This window comes from Spirosoma taeanense (assembly GCF_013127955.1).
Taxonomy (GTDB): Bacteria; Bacteroidota; Bacteroidia; order Cytophagales; family Spirosomataceae; genus Spirosoma; species Spirosoma taeanense.
Map to the genome: position 1 here is coordinate 93656 of NZ_CP053435.1, position 19566 is coordinate 113221.

Consider the following 19566-nt stretch of genomic DNA (forward strand, 5'->3'; position numbering starts at 1 on the left):
TTTTTTGTATAGATGAGCATTGATTAAGAAGCAAAAAATGATTTAGTGGGATAATGGCTGGGTTGGTTAGTCTCCGCATACAACTAAACCTGCCAGAAGTTCCGGCTCCACTCTCTTCGGAAAGGCCAGTGGCGGGATTGAAGCGCTATAGGTAAGTATGCATGCGCTTCCTTAATCGCCTGCTGATAATAGGCATCGTCGTCGGTCAGAACGAGCCCGTCATAGTGCGCATCCGTTTTAATGGTCAGATCAGCAAAAGGTAATTCTGGCATCCAATCAGGATACTGGGCCGCTAACCGATCTTTCAACAAAAGTCCAATGCCTGATTTATTAGTTAGCCTGGGTCTGGGCCGAAAACGTTCCTGGGCGACGTCGAGGGCATAATTCAGGTAAGATTTGAGCAGTTTAGGCCCTTTATTGGCCATATCGCCAACGGTCAATTGGTCGGGCCATAAACTCGTGACGACGTAAACCCGCTCCCGGGCCCGCGTGACCGCTACGTTCAGTCGGTTTTCGCCCCCACGGGCGTTCAGGCTTCCAAACTGCATCGTCAATCGACCGCGCTCATCTGGGGCGTAACCCACCGAAAAAATAATTACGTCGCGTTCATCGCCCTGTACGTTTTCAATGTTTTTGACAAAAAGCTCTTCCCTTATCTGATGGGTTGGGCCTACTTCAGGGGCGGTCTGCATCACGGCTGCCGATTCCAGCATTTCCTGAATCAATTGCTGCTGTGGATAATTGAAAGTGACAACGCCAAACGAACGACCGGGCAGTTCAGTCGCCAACTGATCGAGTAACCTGACAACGGTTTCAGCCTCGGTGGGGTTAGTATTGTGCTGCCAGGTGCCTTTAACATTTACATAACGAATGGCTGGCTCATGGCGATTGATATCATCAAAGTAGGGCAGGAGTTGAAGACGATTCTGATAAAAATGCTCGTTCGAGAACGTAATCAGATCGAGCGACCGGCTTCGATAATGCTCGGTCAATGAAACTTGTGGGAGCTGCTGGGCGGCCAGTTCGAGCAAGGACTCTACTTCAAGCGCAGCCGGAACCGGTTCTTCATCGCTTTCCGGTTCCTCCAGTTGTACTCGGTAAAGATCGCTGGGCCGCAGTTGCTGGTTATCGCCGGTCACCACGATTTGTCGTCCCCGAATGATAGCTGGAACGCCATTTTCCGCGAAGCACTGAGAGGCCTCGTCAAAAATAACCAAATCAAACAGGTCTTCACGTAGAGGAAACATTGCCGAAACCGACTCGGGCGATGCCAGCCAGCATGGAATTAACTTGAATACCTCATCGGCATACAATTCCATCAGCTTACGAACGGGCCAGATGTTCCTTTTCTTGGTTGTTTGATGCAGCAAATCGCGGTACGTAACGACGTTATTCAGGCGGTTAAGCGTCAGATTCCGATATGTTTGTTCCCGAAGTTTAACCAGTAGAATATCGCGGCTGAGCACTTGCTTATGTTGAAGGCTCTCCTGCAGCGTTTGCTCTATTTGCTGCATTTTCAAGGTAGAAACATTACGTAGTTCCGGGTAATGATGTTCAATATGACTTAACCAGGCTAAACGAAGCGTATTCTGAAAGGTAGCCGCCCAGATCGCGGGAGACGTATCGGCCAGTCGTTCAATTACTGTCTTTTCAACCGAAGAAAATTCTTCGCTAAGCCGGTCGGCTTCGACGAGCAGGTCAAAATCACGGCGGAGGGCTTGTCGAAGCGTTGTTACGTAAGATTCATTCTGCCAAATTTGGTCTAACTGCTCATCAAGCAGATACGTGCGAACCAGAACCCGTTGCGTTTCCGTCTCTTCGACGGTAGAAAGCAGACCAGAAACAGTTTCTGTAAAACTTGTCGAGGTCTGCCAGGCAGAAACTGGTAACTGCTGAAGAACGGGCAATCGGTTAAGCTGCTTTACAAAATGCACCGCTTGGCGAAGGTACTGGAGACTAGCAGGAATTGGCTGCAACGTAAGCCCAGCCAATAGCGATTGAATCGATGAAAGGATTGTTTCGAGCTCAATTCGGTTGGCTACGCGAATTGCCAGCGTTTGAATGTCGCTTTTGCTAAGCGTTAACCCATTAGCCGAGGCCATCTGCTGTAATTCAGTCTTATCGGGGCTGGTTAACAGCCACCAGTTCCAACGGAACCACGATGAGCGGGCTATTTGTGCATCGGTCAGTACGGCTTGAAATTCGGGAAGACGATCCGGGGAAGATGTAACCGCCGGACCGGGTTCGGCTAAAGCCTGCTGCCATCTCTGAAGTAATGAGTCAAACTGAGTCTCCTCAATCTGAAACGCAGGATGAGCAGGATTATGACGTAACTCATTGATAACAGGCCAAAATGTCACTGTTCCAGAAACCTCCAGTACGGTTAGTAACGTCGATAAATCCTGGATATGAGCCTGCCAGTTGGCTAGCTCGGTTACAGATAATGATTTACCGATCAGGATATGAGCTTGCCGGGCAAGTGTTTGCGTGGCCGCCTGCCATTGCGCAATGGCCTGATCCACTTTTATTACATCTAGGCTCGCCAGTCGGGCAAAGCTAACCCGGTCAGCCCAGGGATACGTAGAGCTGAGCCGTTCCCTGTAGGCCGCATAATTGTTTAACCGCCGGACAAAGTTATCCACATTGTTAATAGGGAATTGTGGATAAATATCATCTAGTGCGATTGTCGGGCTATTAGGTGTGCTAGTGAGGTAAAGTTCTTTAACCGATACACCACACAGACTCAGGTCAAATAACGCTTTTTTGAAAGCCTGTAGATTCGAAATGGCTTCATCAATCCGTTGGCTTTCAAGGTCAAAGTCCCGTTCGAGCAAAACAGCGTTTAGACCGTTGCTTTGCTGTCGGTAGTGCTCAATCTGTTCGACCTGACCGGCAATTTGTTGATACAATGCCCGACGGTCGTCCTGGACATCGTGGATGACCGCCATAAACGGGGCCATACCTACCTGCCGTAACCGTGCCTGAACCACGTCGAGCGCTGCCCGTTTCTGACAAACAAGCAAAACCCGTTTGCCACCCGCGGCTGCGTCGGCCATCAGGTTAGCAATAAGCTGCGACTTTCCCGTACCGGGTGGCCCCTGTACAACCAATGACATCCCTGACTTGACGGCTCGCAGAACCCTTTCCTGCGACGCATCCATGGGCAATGGCGTGTGGATAAACCGTTCCGGGATAGGTGAAGATTCGGTCGGCAGATTAGCGTCCGGTAACAAACTATTCTCCAGCCCTTCAGTTTGCCTATCCTGCGCCTGCTGAATTAAAACGTCGTAATCGGGTACCAGAAAGGAACCCGCCTGAGGGAATATGCCCAATACGGCCTCCGGAAATAATTTCAATTCACCGGTACGCTCAAGCTGAGACAGACTTTTAGCCGTTTGTTTGTCGAAAAACTGGAGTCTATCCGTGAATAAGTTCTGGTTGAAATTGATTTCAAGCAGGCTGGTTTTCAGCCATTCGTACAATTGGGTGCGAAAACTGAGTGGGTCGCGGTCGAAGTCGTCTATGGGTTTCTCTACAAGTTCATCCGGGAGTTTTACCTGATTGAACTGACCATAGGCCAAGACCAAAGTTGGGTTCAGAAAAGCCAGTTCCTCGCTTCGACGTGTCAGTTTCCAGAATTTGCCCTGCTGCTCAATCTGAACTGGAAAGAATAACAATGGCCCGTGAACGACTGTACTGTCGAGAAATTTTCCCCGTACGAACGGCCAGCCTACATATAAGTCTTCGGTTCCTCGCTCGTCGGTAATGAAGCGGGCCGTGCGGGCAATGCGCCGGAGCTTGCGACTAACCTCGTTGCTGCGTTCCTGCCGGGTGTCAATTACTTCACAAAGGGCAATAGAGGCCCGTCGGCTAATCAAATCCGCAATTACAGAAAACGAAGGTTTGTTGAGCAGGAAATCTGTTTCGTGCAGGTCCAGAAACTGCCCGGCGGGTAGGCTTGTCAACAACAGCGATCGGTTGCGGCTGCTGAGGTTAGTGAGACGACGGCGAAAGGTTTTGAGGACTGAAGGCTGAACCGGAAATTTCACAGGACGACGATCTACAGGATTTAGGCACGTAAAAAAGCAAAATCCTGCGAATCATCTATACTTTGCCGACATCCTCTTTCTGTCGTTCGGGATCAGGGCTTTTTTCCGGAATCAGCCACGAAGCGAGAATGCTGACGGACAGAATCATAACGATGACGTATAAGGAGTACACGGGTTTAAATCCGACGCCTTCCAGCCAGTGTTCGGCCAGCATTTTGGCTCCGATGAAGGTGAGCAGTGCAGCCAGCCCAATCTTCAGGAAACGGAACTGACTCATGATACTCGACAGGAAAAAGAACATGGACCGCAGACCCATAATGGCAAATACGTTCGAAAAGAACACAATGTAAGGGTCTTTAGTAATCGAAAAGATAGCCGGAATGGAGTCTACCGCGAACAGAATATCCGTAAAGGCTACCACAATCACGATGATGAACAGGGGCGTTACAAAGAGCTTGTGGTCAGATTTCCGCCGGACAAAGAAATTGTCGGTTACGTTACGATGGTACACATTCAGGTATTTGCTGGCGAACCGAACAACCGGGTGGCGGCTTGGCTCAATCTTTTCGTCGTCTTCCTTCTGAGCAAAGAGCTGGATGCCCGTATAAATGAGAAAGGCACCAAATAAGTACATGACCCACTCAAATCGCTGAATCAGGGCGGAGCCGACAAAGATGAAAACGAATCGGAGGACAATAGCACCCAGAATTCCCCAGACCAGAATTTTTTTGTAAAACCGTTCGCGAACGCCGAAGGAGCTGAAAATCAGAATAAAGACAAAAATATTGTCGGCGGATAACGAATACTCGACCAGATAGCCTGTAATATATTCCAGGGCCATGTTGTTCTGAAACAGCGTTAAGCTTGCCGCAAAATTACCGGGAATAAGCTCGACATGGTCGGCGTAACGTTCGCGAACCTCCTGAAGCCTGGCCATGTCCGATATGCCGTGGACGAGGTAGCCGAAATTTTTCAGGAAAAAATAAAAGGCAACAGATAACGCCACCCAGATGGCACTCCAGATAGCCGCTTCTTTAAACTCGACGACGTGACTTTTCCGTTTTGAAAAAGCGCCGAGGTCTAATGCCATGATAAACAGGACGAAAGCCGCAAACGCTAGAAAAAATATAGTTTCGTTGGATAGCATACGCAGTAAATCAGTAAGTCTTGATGCGCCCGTTTTAGAGAGCGTTCGGGGGCATTCTGCAAATCTACATTCAATCGTCCGAAGCAGTCGGTATCCTTCTGCAAATAATTGGCATAATGCTACCAACCCGTTAGTTTTGGCTTATGTTTAATGGCAAAAAAGTTATTGTAGTTATGCCGGCTTACCGGGCCGCCTTAACACTGGAGCGTACCTACCGTGAAATTCCGTTTGATTTGGTTGATGATGTTATATTAGTAGACGACGCTAGTCCCGACAATACCGTTGAAGTGGCTCAACAGCTGGGTATTCAGCATGTTATCCGGCACGACCGTAACAAAGGCTATGGTGGTAATCAGAAAACCTGCTACCATAAGGCGCTCGAATTGGGGGGAGACATTGTTGTAATGCTGCACCCGGATTACCAGTACACGCCTATGTTGCTGCCCGCTATGATTTCGATAATTGGCAATGGCCTGTATCCCGTCGTTTTTGCGTCGCGAATTCTAGGTAAAGGCGCTCTGAAAGGTGGCATGCCACTTTACAAATACGTTGCCAACCGGTTTTTAACGTTTGCCCAGAACCTAATGATGAATCAGAAATTATCGGAGTACCATACTGGCTACCGGGCATTTTCGGGCGAGGTACTGCGCAATCTGGACTTTACCCACAACTCTGATGATTTCATATTCGACAACGAGATGATCGCCCAGATTTTCTATAAGGGCTATGAAATTGCGGAGGTAACCTGCCCCACCAAATACTTTGAGGAAGCATCTTCCATCAATTTCCGCCGAAGTTCTATTTACGGTCTTGGCGTTCTGCGAACCTCACTGTTTTACATGCTCACAAAACTCGGCCTGATGCGCTGGAAGATTCTGACGTAACGTACTGTTCGACTAGTTCAGGCTCCGCTACCAGCGCTTCCAGCACCATTGATTCCAGCGTTAGGCCCGGTCCAAAAGCGCAGCTCAGAATGTTTGGTCGGTTAACGTCCAGTTCCGTTTCGCCCGAAGCCAGTTCTTTCCAGATTTCCTTCAGCACAAACAGAACCGTCGCCGACGACATATTACCGTACTGTCGCAGAATTTCATAGGCATGTCGGTCGTCTTCGGCTGTGATACCTAATTGCTCTTCAATAACTTCCAGAATACGCCGACCTCCCGGGTGCAGGGCGTACTGGCCAATGTCATCTAAGGTCAGGTTGCATTGGTTGAGCAGGCGCTCCATTAATTGGCCGATGCCCCGTTGAATGTGATTCGGCACTTCGGCCGTGAGCGTCATTTCGAAGCCGAAATCACTAACGTGCCAGGCCATCGCCGATTTTCCATCCGGCAGCAGATCACAATAGAACGAGCGCAGCCGGAACGACTGTTCGGGTCGGGGCCGGCCCTCAACCAGCACGGCTGCCGAGCCGTCGGCAAACAGCGCGTTCGACAGCAGGTAGTCTGTTTCAGTTTTTTTTTGAAAATGAATTGTACACAGCTCTACACATACGACCAGCACTTTGGCATCCGGCTCTGAGCGAACAATTGCATTGGCTGCTTTAAGACCGTTAAAAGCACCGTAACAACCCATGAAGTTAATGGCTAACCGCTGCGTGGTTGTTGGCAGGCCCAAAGCCTCAATGATTTCAATATCCGGTCCTGGCGCGTAAAGACCCGTACAACTGACCGTAATCAGATGCGTAATCGTCTGCGGATCAAAATCAGGATAACTTTGAAAACAGTCACGAATAGCCTGCAATGCCAGTGGAACGGCCTCCTGCCGGTAAAGCCCCATTCGTTGGCTCACCGTTGGAAAGGGCTCCAGGCCGGGGGTGTTGGCAAAAAAGGTGAATTCACCAAACGGGCGGACATAGTCAGCCATCACAGAATGGCGTTTTTCGATGCGTGTATAGCGATAAAGAGCCATAAGCCGCCGACGATCACGTTCATCGAACTGAAGTAAGTCGGCCATGAAAGTAGCTGCCCGTTCCTGGGAAGCCGAATATGCCGGTACAGCCGTGCCAATGGCATTGACGTAACCGCTGGATTGATGTTGCATTGAGTGGGTGTTTCGCCGAAACGGGCGATTGTTATGTAAAGACAAACGTTGGCTACAACCTATAACTCCAGGTTCTACCGAAAGTTATGTAATTTGACCGCGTGTTAGTCGGACTCATGACTCCTCGCACCATCTGGCTGCACCTGCGGGTGCCATTCTCATTTTTTCTGCTTCCCATCTTCTGGTTTGCCGTCAGTCAGTCGCCCAATCCTGACTGGGGACGGGCCCTTTCTGTATTACTCATTGTGCATCTGCTCTTATATCCAGCCAGTAATGCCTATAATAGTTACTTTGATAAAGATGAGGGCAGCATTGGTGGCCTGGAAACGCCACCTCCCGTCACCAAAGAACTGTACTGGACATCCTGGGCACTTGATCTTGTAGCCTTACTATTAGGGGCGTTTGTGAACTGGCCGTTTGTCGTCTATCTGCTCGTGTATGGATTTATTACTAAAGCCTACAGCCACGACCGAATTCGCCTGAAAAGATATCCAGTCTTTAGCTGGTTGCTCATTAGTGGGTTGCAGGGCGGCATAACGTATGTGATGACCTACGCATCCATTAATAATTTGCCTCTTTCCGCCGTAGCTCAGCCCCAATTGCTATTCGGAGGTTTTCTGGGCATGTTGAACCTGATGGCTTTATACCCGGTTACGCAGGTTTATCAGCATGAAGAGGATGCCCGCCGGGGTGATCAGACTATCAGTATGATGCTGGGCGTTCGGGGAACGTTCACGTGTGCTATTATCATGTTCACCTTGTCGATGGTGGCGTTTTATATCTATTTTGAAGGTAGCTACTATTTTGTTTTATACGTGCTGTTTCTATTACCCGCCATGGCACTCTTTCTACGTTGGTTCTGGCAGGTCTGTCAGGATAGTCGTCTGGCTGATTATCGTTCAACGATGCGGATGATGTGGACGGCCGGTATTTGTCAGAACAGTTTTTTTCTATTGCTGGCCGTTTTAATGCACTCGTAATCAGTTTTCAGCGATTTTTGGCGGACGAAAATTGAAATTTTTTGAGACCGGCGCTTGACAAACGCCGAAAACGCCCTAAATTTGCATCCACAATTCGCCGACAAAGGTGGGTTGACAATGCGAAAGTAGCTCAGCTGGTAGAGCGCGACCTTGCCAAGGTCGAGGTCGCGGGTTCGAACCCCGTCTTTCGCTCTACGAAGAAGGCACCGAACAGCGGTGCTTTTTTCGTAAATGCCGGGATGGTGGAATTGGTAGACACGCCGGACTTAGTTCTTTGATATTCTCGGTTTTATGCGGTAATTGAAACGATTTGTTTCGATTTTATGGCGCGTTACATATTCGATTCTTCCTTTGAAAAGAGGTTGATTGATGTTTGTGTAGAATCCAATAGCATGGCTAAAGCGGCATTAACGCTTGGCATGAATTATAAGACACTTTGTTTTCATGCGAAACGGCTTGGATGCTTCAAGGTTAATCAATCTGGTAAGGGGGTTAAAAAGTCTGCTAAACTGCCGGTTTCTATGGCAGCGATTTTTAGTGGAAGTCATCCTACTTATCAGCCTCACAAGATCAAGAAAAGATTACTTAAGGAAGGATTTAAGCATTATGCTTGTGAATTATGTGGCCTTTCGGAATGGATGTCGAAACCCATTCCTTTAGAATTGCATCATAAAAACGGAATCAAATCAGACAATTCCTTAGCAAATCTTGAGCTGTTGTGCCCTAATTGTCACGCACTCACAGATAATTACCGGGCAAAGAATATTAAAAAGTTGAGTGCGCGAATGGAAACGTTTGCAGTAGAACCGCTTAAATTCGGGGAAACCTTATCAAGTGATTGATTGGCAATCCCGAGCCAAGCCTGTCAATGAATATCGTTGACATGGAAGGTGTAGAGACTTAACAGGCGGCACCCTAACGTTAAGCCGAGGGTGAAGAGAAAGTCCAGACCACAAATCTTTGCATACGGCAAAGAGCAGCGAAAGCTGTAGTTGGTACGAAAATCCTGTGGGCCACAAGCCCGTGCGGGTTCGACTCCCGCTCCTGGTACGTAGAATGCCTAACTAGTTGACCCTGTCCTGGTTAGGCATTTTTTTTGACTAGTACAGACATTATCTAGATGCTTTGTTTCATTGCCTTGCCGGTGCTCTATGGTCTTGATTAGGTGCCGAAGTAGCTAAAGCAGTATCTAATCCAGCAGTTTGTTAAAGTAGGCGAAAGCCGTTTTTATCTGATCGTTCCGGGGGGCATAACCTTTCTGGCGTTATTGCTTATACACGGCCCATGGACCGAAACGCCAGCCTCGTTTAAGCCATTCGGTCGCATGTTTCTGCTATTCGGGATTTTCTTTGGTTATGGATGGCTGCTTCACCTCAGAAGCTATTTGCTAATGTGCATGATGGTTCGTCTCTGGCTTAATGTAGGGTTAGGCTATGGATTTGCCATTGCCTATTTGCTCGTTCTCTTCCATCCCGAGGTGTTTTCGTCTCCGGCGGTTTACTTTGTCACCGCAATGGTCATGTCGGTCGGCTGCATGTGGACATTCATTGCTGGACTGATTGAGCTGGGTATTCGCTATAATACGCCTACTACCTTCAATACAGTACTGGCTCAGGCATCGTACTGGATATATATGGTACACTTGCCGCTGACAATCTGGATACCCTATGCTTTAGTAGATTGAATAGGGCCGGTATTTGTTAAGTTTGGCGTTACACTAAGCATGACAGTGCTGCTTACGTTAGGTTCTTATCTGGTATTTGTTCGAAGTACGTTCATCGGTCGTTTTCTCAATGGCCGAACGTATCCTTCCCCGTTTCGAAATCCTGAGCCAGTGAATGTTCCTCTCGCTTAAGGCGATAAGAATGTGATTACTCCCGAAGCAAAAATTCCGCTCACAGTCAGCGGAATTTTTGCTTCGGGAGTATTAATCAGCGTCACTGTTTGTGGATTCGCCTTACCCGAACCGTTTGTGTTTGATCATCGCCTACGACCACAAAGAATGCACCTGCTGGCAGATCCGTTACGTCAACTGTTGCCGAATAACTTTTCCCCTCTCGCTGTAGCATTACCGTGCGTACCGTAAGGCCGCGCAGGTCCACAAACCGGGCCATGGGTAATTGCTGGCCTGAGTATGGAGCCGATAAGGAAATTGTCAATTGTCGTGTAGTGGGGTTGGGATAAACCGTCAGTAAGACATCATCCGGTTCCGGCTCGGCCGCCAAAATCGCCAGATACACTTCTTCTGAAATAGCTTCGCCACATCCATTAACGCTGCCTCGCACGGAGTATCGCCCTGTCTGTACAACGGTATAAGTGGGGTTAATGGCCCCCGCAATAGGCAATCCATTGAGCAACCATTGAACCCCCGATGTGGCGTTTGAGGTTAGCGTAAAGTTATTAACACTAATGAGCGGAGTGAGCGCTGTACGAACGGCCACTGGAACGGTTGCTGACAGCACAGGTAAACACGAGTTGGCAACCTGCACTGCATAACTACCCGATGTGCTGATGGACAGCGTACTGCTGGTTGCTCCACTGATGGTCTGCCCATCCCGGAACCACTGGTAGGACAGTCCAGTACCGGTGTTCGCCCGAAGCGTTAAGCTGCTGCCCTGGCAGACGCTGGTTGAGCCATCAGGCGTAATTGTAGCGGTAGCCGCTGTTCCAGCCGTTGGGGCAACGGCCGTACGTTGAGGGCCAGGACAGTCGAGTGACCGGACTTTAAGGTTGTAGAAATAATACCAGGCTGTCCTGAGCGTGTCGGTGGTCGTACCATTATTGAACAGTGACCCTTTTATTGACAGGACTGGCTGGCCCGTTTGTGTAGTCAGGCGGTAGGGAAAGCCTGTTACACCTGCGTTACTTCGGAAAATAGACGCTCCTTCGTCGTATTCAATCGTGATCTTATAGTCGCCAGCCTGAGGAATACGCAGGTTCAGGGCATAAACTGCGCCTGGATCATTGGGGTCATCCACTAGCTGACCGTTTGAGGTGGCTGTCAGACTCTGATTACGGGTCGGCGTTACATCCAGGGTCACGCTCGAGACGGCCGCATTATCATACTTCCGTACGGTAAACGTCAGCTTACCTGCGGTACCAATGTATAGCCGGGCACTCTCCAGTGTTAAAGGAACCAGCGTCGAAATGAGCGGAGCGGGACCAAAATTTCCGCTGTAGGAGCCTCCTCCAAAAACTTTTTTATCAACGGGGCCAACAGTGCCGGAGAACTCGTTCAGGACGGCGTAAAACTGACCTGTGGCGGGGAGGCTTCGCAGGGCAATCTGGTTGCCAGCTGCGAGCAGGTTGCCACCTGTTGGCGCATCATACCAAAAAGCGGTACCGCCCCCCGTGTTACGCAGTGAAATAGCCGTATCGCTGCCGCAACGAGTGGCTGAAAACAGCCCATTGGTTGGTGCCCCGGCTGTTGTACGAATTTCCGTCAAGGTGTTATTTGTACCGTTCTGGTCGCTGCCGAGGTTTGTCGTTATTGTAAACCGGTACGTTTGTCCGGCGGCCAGATTTATGCCCGTCGGTGTGTTTAGCGTCAATTGGCTTTCTCGAAAAGCCAGCAGCGTCGCTACGGTTCCGGTGAGGCTGGCTACTTCGGTATTGCTGACATCAGTCACTCGGACCGTTACGGGCACATTGTGCTGGTCGGCAGTACCATAGTTACGCAGCCGGACGGCTACCGTTATGGCGCTGCCCGTCTGCCCGCAGAAGTTGGCTTCGGGCGAAACAAGCGCCAGCGCGCCAACATCATTGGCTGTTTGGACCGCCTTTAGCAGAAAGTCCTGTGTTTGGCCAGTACTCACGCAGGCTGATACGTTGCCTGCGTTGGCGGCTTCCGTCAGAACGATACGAAGCGGAATCAACTGGCCGTTGCTGATGGAGGCTGGAACGGTTACGGCGCTTATAAACGGGGTCGGGTTTGCCAGCAGATTAGATGTAGTAACCGTTTCGTTGGCATCGTCGAAGTCGCCGTCCAGATTCCAGTCGGCAAACGCTTTAAGGTAAGCTGACTTCCAGGTGCCGCAGGTGGCTGGCGTGATCGTCAGCGGAATCTGTTGCCCAACCTGAATGGTTGTTACGGTTTGCGTAAAGTCGACGTAGGCCGTTGAACAGTCGGCGGGCCCCGGCTGATCAATGCCGCCAAACTGCACTCGGCTGATTTTAACGCCCCCCGTCGATGTTGCAGCCGATGAGCAGTAAGCTTTTCCGCCAATGCCGCTTATTAGCAACCCGTAATCCTGACTATTGCCACTCAACGTACCCTTGTGGGAAATGCTTAGGGTGTATGTCCGGCCCGGTACGGGGTTGTCAATGACGATTTGCTCAACGTTGTCGCGGATATTATCGCCCCGCGTGGCCGGATTAGCTGGATTGTTAGGGTCAAGAATCCAGGGCAACGTGGTCCGGGAGCCGTCGCTGACGCGGATGTCGAGGTCGTTTACAAGTTTAGGTGTCCGGTCGTTGAGCGTTGTCGCAGAAGGAACAGAAGCCGTAGCGGCCGGGTCAGTCCAGCAGATCGTAACAATGAGCGGTCCACGTCCTGAGGCTATCACTGGCAGGGTATACTTGTCGCCCTGATTGAGGGTGCGCTCGTCTAACAGGTGGCTCTGATCCGTATTCAGAATGACCCGCCCGGCTTTTTCATCGTTCAGAATACCCCAGCCATTCCGGTAATCCGGGCCGGGAGCGTTGCCCGCTTCGTCGGCCGTATGCAGGACCAGGCCTTTGAGTGTTGCGGAACGCAAATACCGGCCATTGTTACGCTGTGCAAACAGTTCTTGTAGCAACAGTACTGATCCCGCCACGTTGGGCGATGCCATGGATGTACCGCTGAGGGTAGCGTAAGCGTTGGCATTATCCGAACTGGTTGATAAGACATTGACGCCTACCCCTACAATATCGGGTTTGATGCGCCCATCGTCGGTGGGTCCCCAACTGCTGAAGTCGGCCAGATTGACATCGGATGGTTGATTGTACCCGCTGGATAGATTACTCACCGCGCCCACCGACAGAATATTTTTTGCCGTACCATACGTACTGATCTGGTCGTAGCCATCCTGGTTGTTGCGGGTCGCCGAACTATATACCCGCCGGTTAATTACGTAATGTAGTTGGCCGGGGCCGGGGCCATTCTCGCCGTGGTTATTCCCGGCTGATTTGACGATAAGATAATACGGGGCATTATGCGCAATGTCATCCCAGCTGCGGGCGTCGCTGTTGTAGAAGCCGAACTTATAATCTTCCGTTGCACTGACGGTGGTGTCGCCCCACCATTCCCATTTGACGGTTCCGGCGCGGCTATCGTTATAAACCCAGCCCGACTGCGCGCCGTAGGAATGGTTGGATACGAGCAAATTTGACGCGGCCGCCCCCATCTCAGCATCGTCGTTGGTAAAGTCGTAGGCCCGCAGATTTGTGCCGAAGGCCATGCCCTTTACCTGAGTGTTTACCCCGGCTGCCATTAAAATACCGGCTACATGCGTAGCATGAAGATCGAGTGTGCTTGAGTTATCTACTTGCGTTACCCGACTTCCTGCGTTGCCATTACTGAACTCGACATGCGTATTGAATACCTTACCGCCGTCCCAGATGGCAAGTTTGTCTTTTAAGGTGCTGCCCGAAAGCGAGAGGCCAAGACTGCCGCCCGCGTAAAGGGCCGACGTATGGGTACTTTGAGCCGCACGGGTGGTGCTGTGCGTTACGTCGTAGAGTAGCTCCCCCCGATTGTTGATGCCCCTAAGTTTCAATACGTTTCCATCGGGCCGGCGCTCACTGATCGGACGGTTCTGTCGAAGCGCTTCGGTAAGTGCCTGCTGGTAATTTTCGCTGCGATACTGCTGAATTGTTTGTAAAAGAGCCCCCTGTCGCGCCTGTTGCTGAGCGCTGTACTGAGGTAGTGGCTGGGCCGTTAGTTGGTTAGCTGCCAGCAAAATAGCCAGGCTGAACAGATACTGTAAATGTCGTTGCATGGAAGCAAAATCGGGCGGAGAAGGCCAGTAACGAAGGTACTTATTTAGTACGAGAAATGGAGGAGTTCCGTTGCGGGGAGGCCTGACAATCGGCACCTTTAAATCCGTTTTTAATCATAGGAGTAGCTGTTGGTTATTCGGGACGCATTTCTACAATAAAAGAGCTTCTTTACCGCTGATGGATTAAACCCTCGTCCGGCCTGGTTGTCAGACCCGTAAAGCTAAACAACTATGAATTTCTATGCCGAACCGCATTTCCGGGATGTAAGTCGGGTTCGTTATCTCCTGAACCGGGCTGCGTTTGGAGGAACTCCATCCGAATTAGCTAACCTAAGTCGACAACCGCTGCGGAAAGTTGTTCGTCAACTGCTGAACACGAATGCAGCAGTAACTAATCTGCAGGTAGTAGAACCGGAGGAGAACGTTTCTAAACGCCGGTTGAAGGGGATGATGCGCGCCGGGCAACTCGACCGGCAGGTGCTAAAGGAGCAAATTCGGCAGAACGCCGAACGGGTGCGTGACCTCAATCTGCAATGGCTCGACCGTATGGCCAGTGGCACCGGCGCATTACGTGAAAAGATGGCTTTGTTCTGGCATGGTCATTTTGCCTGTCGGACTATGGGCAAGAATCCGCTTTTTATGCAACAGTACGCCAATACGCTGCGGCAGCACGCTCTGGGTCGTTTCGGCGATCTGTTGATGGCGGTTTCCCAAGAGCCGGCCATGCTGCAGTTTCTGAATAACCAGCAGAATCGTAAGAATGCACCAAACGAGAATTTCGCCCGTGAGGTGATGGAACTGTTTACGCTCGGTCGCGGCAATTATTCCGAGCAGGATATTAAGGAAGCGGCCCGGGCGTTTACGGGCTGGCAGTTTACGCCCGAAGGCCAGTTCGTATTTCATGAGCGCGTACACGACGAAGGCGAAAAAACGATTTTTAGTAAAACCGGTGCCTTCAAAGGCGAAGATGTAATCGCCATGCTGCTTGAAAACTCGCAGACGGCGCGGTTTATCACCCGGAAAATTTACCGCTTTTTCGTCAATGAAACCGAAGACACGAAACGGATGGATGAACTGGCTGGGCTCTTTTATAAAAGCGGCTACAACATCGGCGAACTGATGGAGCATATCCTGACGGCCGACTGGTTTTACGATCCTAAAAACGTCGGTGCTCATATCAAATCGCCGGTCGAGCTGCTGGCCGGGATGCGCCATACGCTGGGCGTAACGTTCGATCAGCCGCAACCGCAGATTTTTGTGCAGCGCACCTTAGGCCAGGTTCTGTTTTACCCGCCGAACGTGGCGGGTTGGCCAGGGGGCAAAAACTGGATTGATTCGTCGAGTCTGCTGTTTCGGATGCAGTTGCCGGGCTATGTCCTGAAAGCCGCCGACGTGCTGGTGCGACCCAAAGAGGACGGTGACGTCAATACCGAGTCGCTGGCTCGTAAAGGCGGCCAGAATTTTCGTACGACGGTCAACTGGACCGATTTTGAAGCTTCGTTTGCCAAAACGCCGGAGGCTGATCTGCCCGATGCGCTGGCCGTTACGTTGCTTCCATTCCCGCTCCGGCCCGATCAGCGAACACTTATCGAAACTCAGGTAAAAACCGCTCAGACTCGTTCTGAACGGGTTCGGACTATAACAACGGCTCTGATGAGCCTGCCGGAATATCAACTGACTTAATCTTTGTTCAGCCTTACGTATGAACCGCAGAGACTTTCTTAAAAACTCCGCCCTCACAACGGCCGGGACAATGCTGATCCCGCACTTTCTGAAGGCTTACGAAACCTTAGCGATGGGCCAGCTGATGGCGCCGTCGGGTAAAATTCTGGTAGTTGTCCAGCTTTCAGGCGGCAACGACGGGCTGAATACGGTTATCCCATACCGGAATGATATTTATTATCGTGAACGGCCGACTATCGCGATTCAGCCGGATAACGTTTTGCCGTTGACGGATGAAATTGGCCTGCACCCGGCTATGGGGCCGCTTCGGGCGCTCTATGACGAGGGCCTGCTGACGGTTATCAACAATGTGGGCTATCCAAACCCGGACCGATCACACTTCCGGTCGATGGACATCTGGCACACGGCCAGCGACTCGAATCAGTACCTGCAAACGGGCTGGGTAGGGCGGTATCTGGATGCGTCCTGTGCCGGAAAAGAGCAGCAGCCGTTCCGAACGATTGAAGTCGATGATACGCTTAGTCTGGCCCTGAAAGGCGAAGAATTGAACGGACTGGCTGTGCTGGACGCGAAAAAGCTGTATAACCAAACCCGAAGCGGGCTGGTGACGGGACTACGTAAAACATCGGTTCAGCCGGATCATGACCATGCCCCGCATGAATCGGTTGCGTACCTCTATAAGACGCTGGCCGAAACCGTTTCGTCGGCGGAGTACGTGTATGATAAAGCCAAACAGGCTACCGGTGGCATTAAAAGCAGTCCGACAACTTATCCGAACCATGAACTGGGCCACCGGCTTCGAACGGTGGCGCAGCTGATTCAGTCGGGTGTTGGAACAAGCGTGTATTACGTGTCGATCAGCGGATTTGATACGCACATCAACCAGCCGGGTCAGCAACAGCGGCTATTGGGGCAGTATGCAGAAGCCGTTGGCGCGTTCATGACCGACCTGAAAACGGCCGGTCGGCAGAACGACGTCCTGTTGATGACCTTCTCCGAGTTTGGTCGGCGCGTCAGGCAGAACGCCAGCAACGGCACGGACCACGGTACAGCCAACAACGTATTTCTAATTGGTGGTGGGTTACCATCGCGCCGGGTGTTGAACGAAGCGCCAAATCTAACCAGCCTGACTGATGGCGATCTGCTGTATTCTGTTGACTTTCGGCAAATCTATGCTACGCTACTTCGTGACTATCTGGGTGCCGACGACGTAGCAATTCTGGGTCGCAGGTTTGAGCCATTGAAGTTTGTATAACGAACGTACAGCTACTATCGTGGCTATGCAGTCTATACCGACTGACTCGAATGAATAAGGAATTGGCTAATAGGAGGTATATAATAAATTTTACCCCGCAAACCGTCAACTTGTCGCCCAATCTACGTTATTTCGCAAACAGCCAATTTTTTAGTCTTCTGAATGGTAGGTATTATTATGGGCAGCCTCTCCGACCGCAAGGTCATGCAGGAGGCCGCCGACATCCTGACTGCGTTGGGCGTAACGTGGGAGATGGACATCGTTTCTGCGCACCGCACGCCCGAAAAAATGGTCGAGTATGCTAAGTCCGCCCGCGATCGCGGCCTGAAAGTTATCATCGCCGGCGCAGGCGGAGCGGCTCACCTGCCGGGTATGGTGGCTTCGCTGACTACCCTGCCCGTAATTGGTGTTCCGGTAAAATCCAGCAATTCCATTGATGGCTGGGATTCCATCCTGTCTATTCTGCAAATGCCCGCCGGTGTACCCGTGGCCACTATGGCGCTCGACGGGGCCCGCAACGCCGGGATTCTTGCCGCGCAGATCGTCGGTACATTTGACGTAACGGTCGCTCAGAACCTCGCCCGGTTTAAGGAAGAGTTGAAAGAAAAAGTGGCGGATATGAGCCGCCAGCTAACCACGCCCTAACTCCTGTACACCATGGAAGCGGAAAATCAAACCACAAACCCTCGCTCGGCCGGAAGTTCCAGCCTGCCCGCCCTCACGCTTATCGTGCTGGTTGGCCTGATTGCTGCTCTGCTCTACGTAGGTTACGAGTACGTCTCCGACGATACGAATGGTTATGATGAGTTAACGAATGTAGCACTCGATACAACCTCGCAGCAGCCGCTGGCCCAGGAAGATCCCGAAATGCTGATGGCTCCCCAGGAAGCCGATACGTCGTCGCAGCCTGCACCGGTTGATCTTTCGCAGGCAACTCCGCCAGCCGATGCGCCCGAAGCCAATCCGCTGGCCGAAGAAGTAGCCGCAGCGAACCGCGAAACTACCGAAGGAAAGCCGGCTCCCGCCGAAAAAACGGCAGCCGAAAAGACAGTGGAGAAGCCTAAGGAAATCAGAAAAGAAGAAAAATCAGTTGCTGAGAAGTCGAAAACTGAAAAGCCGAAGACCGAAGTCGCCGTTACGAAGCCCAAAATCAAACCGGGGGGGGTGTCGAGTTCTTATAAAGTTGGCGCCGGTGAAACCTTCTATGGCGTAGCGAACCGCTATAATATGAAACTTAGTACGCTGAAAGCGATGAATCCGGGCGTATCCGAAAGCGATATTAAAGCGGGCGTTACAACGCTAAAGGTAAAAGCAATGGCTGTGCACACAGTCGGACCGGGCGACGTATTGCGTGTGGTAGCTCAGAAATACGGTGTCAGCAAAGAAGCTCTGATGCGGGCCAATAAAAAGCAGAAAGACATTGCGACACGGGGCGAGAAATTGATAATTCCGTACCCTGAAAAGCAGTAAGCAACCCTTTATTTCTTTTCATACACCAGCCCAACTGTAAACCGAAGGTCGTTGTTTCTGCGGCCGGGCACCACCAGACTTTCATAGGCGTTCGCCAGGGTAGAGCGCAGACTGACTACGGACGTTAATTTCATCTGGAGACTCAGGCTGGCGTTCCACCGCACGTTGTGAGTACCAAGGGCAGGCTGATAAAAGGCTGTGTGCGTGATCGTCAGCCGATCTTTGTCAACGGTGTATTCACCAAACAATCGCGCCGAGTTTCGGAATATACTAATGTCGCGGAGTTCGACAAAATCTGTGTATTCGTGAAGCAGCACATTGGTAATGGAGATATAGGCGCGTTTACGGTTCACCAGTTTATACCCCGCTCCGCCTGCAATTGTCCAGCGTCGGTTAATCTGGCGCAGGTTACTCCGTTCAAAGGAACCAAAGCCCAGGTAATACAGCCTCTTTTCATGGCGGTAAGTGGTCCGGAAATCGCCGAACCATTCACGCTCAGCCAGCAGGCCGTTTTGTCGGCCATAGACAAACGAGGGTGAGGTTGATAGCTTAAAATAGTTGCTCAGCTCATAATCTACTGACCCGGCCAGTTGGAGCAGCGTGCGATTAATATTGCCACTTGTCAGTGTGCCATCGGCCGCAAAGCGGTAGCGAAACGTTGGTGTTACGGGTTCAGCCAATGCCGCTTTGGCCGCCACCTGACTACTATCCGTAGTGCTTGAATCGGTGGGGACACTGGTTTGCGTTGAGTCGGGCGTTGATGGTCGGAGCGGGTCAGGCTGTTCAACAATCTGAGCCGACAGATGGGTTGTAAAGAGAAAAAAGAAACTTACTAGTGAAAATAAGCGAACATTTTTCATAAACTGCTGAGCTGGTAAGGCCCGCAACATAGGAAAAAAGTCTAGATTTGGCCGACTACCGGTTAGTCTATTTATTCGATCGCGTTACCATAAGCCTC

General features: G+C 51.0%; 13 protein-coding genes and 1 tRNA gene. 9 read left to right on the forward strand and 5 right to left on the reverse strand.

The window, feature by feature from the left end:
- Window positions 1–83: 83 nt before the first annotated feature.
- Both HNV11_RS00500 and HNV11_RS00505 read right to left on the reverse strand, forming a co-directional pair.
- Window positions 84–4049, reverse strand: coding sequence for an AAA domain-containing protein (locus HNV11_RS00500; protein WP_240163666.1), 3966 nt, complete (start codon window positions 4047–4049; stop codon window positions 84–86).
- Window positions 4050–4104: 55 nt separating this feature from the next.
- Window positions 4105–5196 (reverse strand): TerC/Alx family metal homeostasis membrane protein, encoded by a 1092-nt coding sequence (locus HNV11_RS00505; RefSeq protein ID WP_171737789.1) that lies wholly within the window; start codon window positions 5194–5196, stop codon window positions 4105–4107.
- Window positions 5197–5339: 143 nt separating this feature from the next.
- Between HNV11_RS00505 and HNV11_RS00510 the strand changes: the two genes are divergently transcribed.
- A complete protein-coding gene (locus HNV11_RS00510; RefSeq protein WP_171737790.1) occupies window positions 5340–6080 on the forward strand; it encodes a glycosyltransferase family 2 protein in 741 nt (246 codons plus the stop codon).
- Here HNV11_RS00510 and HNV11_RS00515 read toward each other — a convergent pair.
- Window positions 6040–7239 carry a type III polyketide synthase gene (locus HNV11_RS00515; protein WP_171737791.1) on the reverse strand — a complete coding sequence of 400 codons (1200 nt, stop codon included), beginning with the start codon at window positions 7237–7239 and terminating at the stop codon, window positions 6040–6042. The two genes, HNV11_RS00510 and HNV11_RS00515, sit on opposite strands and share 41 nt — an antisense overlap.
- Window positions 7240–7355: 116 nt before the next feature.
- Here HNV11_RS00515 and HNV11_RS00520 point away from each other — a divergent pair, with 116 nt between their 5' ends.
- The 4 genes from HNV11_RS00520 (at window position 7356) to HNV11_RS00535 (ending at window position 9903) form a co-directional block, all read left to right on the forward strand.
- Window positions 7356–8219 carry a UbiA family prenyltransferase gene (locus HNV11_RS00520; protein ID WP_171737792.1) on the forward strand — a complete coding sequence of 288 codons (864 nt, stop codon included), beginning with the start codon at window positions 7356–7358 and terminating at the stop codon, window positions 8217–8219.
- Between the two features lie 119 nt (window positions 8220–8338).
- Window positions 8339–8411, forward strand: a tRNA-Gly gene (locus tag HNV11_RS00525).
- A 131-nt stretch (window positions 8412–8542) separates the two neighbouring features.
- Complete coding sequence (locus HNV11_RS00530; protein ID WP_171737793.1) at window positions 8543–9061, forward strand: HNH endonuclease; 519 nt, start codon at window positions 8543–8545, stop codon at window positions 9059–9061.
- A gap of 554 nt (window positions 9062–9615) precedes the next feature.
- The gene (locus HNV11_RS00535; protein WP_171737794.1) at window positions 9616–9903 is read left to right on the forward strand and encodes a hypothetical protein; all 288 of its coding nucleotides are present in this window, start codon (window positions 9616–9618) and stop codon (window positions 9901–9903) included.
- Between the two features lie 253 nt (window positions 9904–10156).
- On the opposite strand, the gene HNV11_RS00540 is transcribed toward HNV11_RS00535, so the two are convergent.
- Entirely contained in the window at window positions 10157–14200 is a 4044-nt protein-coding gene (locus HNV11_RS00540; protein ID WP_171737795.1) for a S8 family serine peptidase, read from the reverse strand.
- 231 nt (window positions 14201–14431) lie between these two features.
- Here HNV11_RS00540 and HNV11_RS00545 point away from each other — a divergent pair, with 231 nt between their 5' ends.
- The 4 genes from HNV11_RS00545 (at window position 14432) to HNV11_RS00560 (ending at window position 18608) form a co-directional block, all read left to right on the forward strand.
- Window positions 14432–15883, forward strand: coding sequence for a DUF1800 domain-containing protein (locus HNV11_RS00545; protein WP_171737796.1), 1452 nt, complete (start codon window positions 14432–14434; stop codon window positions 15881–15883).
- A 19-nt stretch (window positions 15884–15902) separates the two neighbouring features.
- Window positions 15903–17138: a DUF1501 domain-containing protein gene (locus tag HNV11_RS00550; protein WP_171737797.1), complete on the forward strand. Its 1236-nt coding sequence runs from the start codon at window positions 15903–15905 to the stop codon at window positions 17136–17138.
- 162 nt (window positions 17139–17300) lie between these two features.
- Window positions 17301–17783: a 5-(carboxyamino)imidazole ribonucleotide mutase gene (gene purE, locus HNV11_RS00555; protein WP_171737798.1), complete on the forward strand. Its 483-nt coding sequence runs from the start codon at window positions 17301–17303 to the stop codon at window positions 17781–17783.
- Window positions 17784–17795: 12 nt separating this feature from the next.
- The gene (locus HNV11_RS00560; RefSeq protein ID WP_171737799.1) at window positions 17796–18608 is read left to right on the forward strand and encodes a LysM peptidoglycan-binding domain-containing protein; all 813 of its coding nucleotides are present in this window, start codon (window positions 17796–17798) and stop codon (window positions 18606–18608) included.
- A gap of 8 nt (window positions 18609–18616) precedes the next feature.
- On the opposite strand, the gene HNV11_RS00565 is transcribed toward HNV11_RS00560, so the two are convergent.
- Window positions 18617–19468, reverse strand: a complete 852-nt coding sequence (locus HNV11_RS00565; RefSeq protein WP_171737800.1) for a DUF481 domain-containing protein — start codon at window positions 19466–19468, stop codon at window positions 18617–18619.
- Between the last annotated feature and the right edge of the window lie 98 nt (window positions 19469–19566).

Excerpts from the sequence above, each read along its gene's own strand:
- HNV11_RS00510 (WP_171737790.1), top strand. The coding sequence starts at position 5,340 with ATGTTTAATGGCAAAAAAGTTATTGTAGTTATGCCGGCTTACCGGGCC.
- HNV11_RS00545 (WP_171737796.1), top strand. The coding sequence starts at position 14,432 with ATGAATTTCTATGCCGAACCGCATTTCCGGGATGTAAGTCGGGTTCGT.
- purE (WP_171737798.1), top strand. The coding sequence starts at position 17,301 with ATGGTAGGTATTATTATGGGCAGCCTCTCCGACCGCAAGGTCATGCAG.
- HNV11_RS00535 (WP_171737794.1), top strand. The coding sequence starts at position 9,616 with ATGATGGTTCGTCTCTGGCTTAATGTAGGGTTAGGCTATGGATTTGCC.
- HNV11_RS00565 (WP_171737800.1), bottom strand. The coding sequence starts at position 19,468 with ATGAAAAATGTTCGCTTATTTTCACTAGTAAGTTTCTTTTTTCTCTTT.
- HNV11_RS00515 (WP_171737791.1), bottom strand. The coding sequence starts at position 7,239 with ATGCAACATCAATCCAGCGGTTACGTCAATGCCATTGGCACGGCTGTA.
- HNV11_RS00505 (WP_171737789.1), bottom strand. The coding sequence starts at position 5,196 with ATGCTATCCAACGAAACTATATTTTTTCTAGCGTTTGCGGCTTTCGTC.
- HNV11_RS00520 (WP_171737792.1), top strand. The coding sequence starts at position 7,356 with ATGACTCCTCGCACCATCTGGCTGCACCTGCGGGTGCCATTCTCATTT.
- HNV11_RS00550 (WP_171737797.1), top strand. The coding sequence starts at position 15,903 with ATGAACCGCAGAGACTTTCTTAAAAACTCCGCCCTCACAACGGCCGGG.
- HNV11_RS00530 (WP_171737793.1), top strand. The coding sequence starts at position 8,543 with ATGGCGCGTTACATATTCGATTCTTCCTTTGAAAAGAGGTTGATTGAT.
- HNV11_RS00560 (WP_171737799.1), top strand. The coding sequence starts at position 17,796 with ATGGAAGCGGAAAATCAAACCACAAACCCTCGCTCGGCCGGAAGTTCC.
- HNV11_RS00540 (WP_171737795.1), bottom strand. The coding sequence starts at position 14,200 with ATGCAACGACATTTACAGTATCTGTTCAGCCTGGCTATTTTGCTGGCA.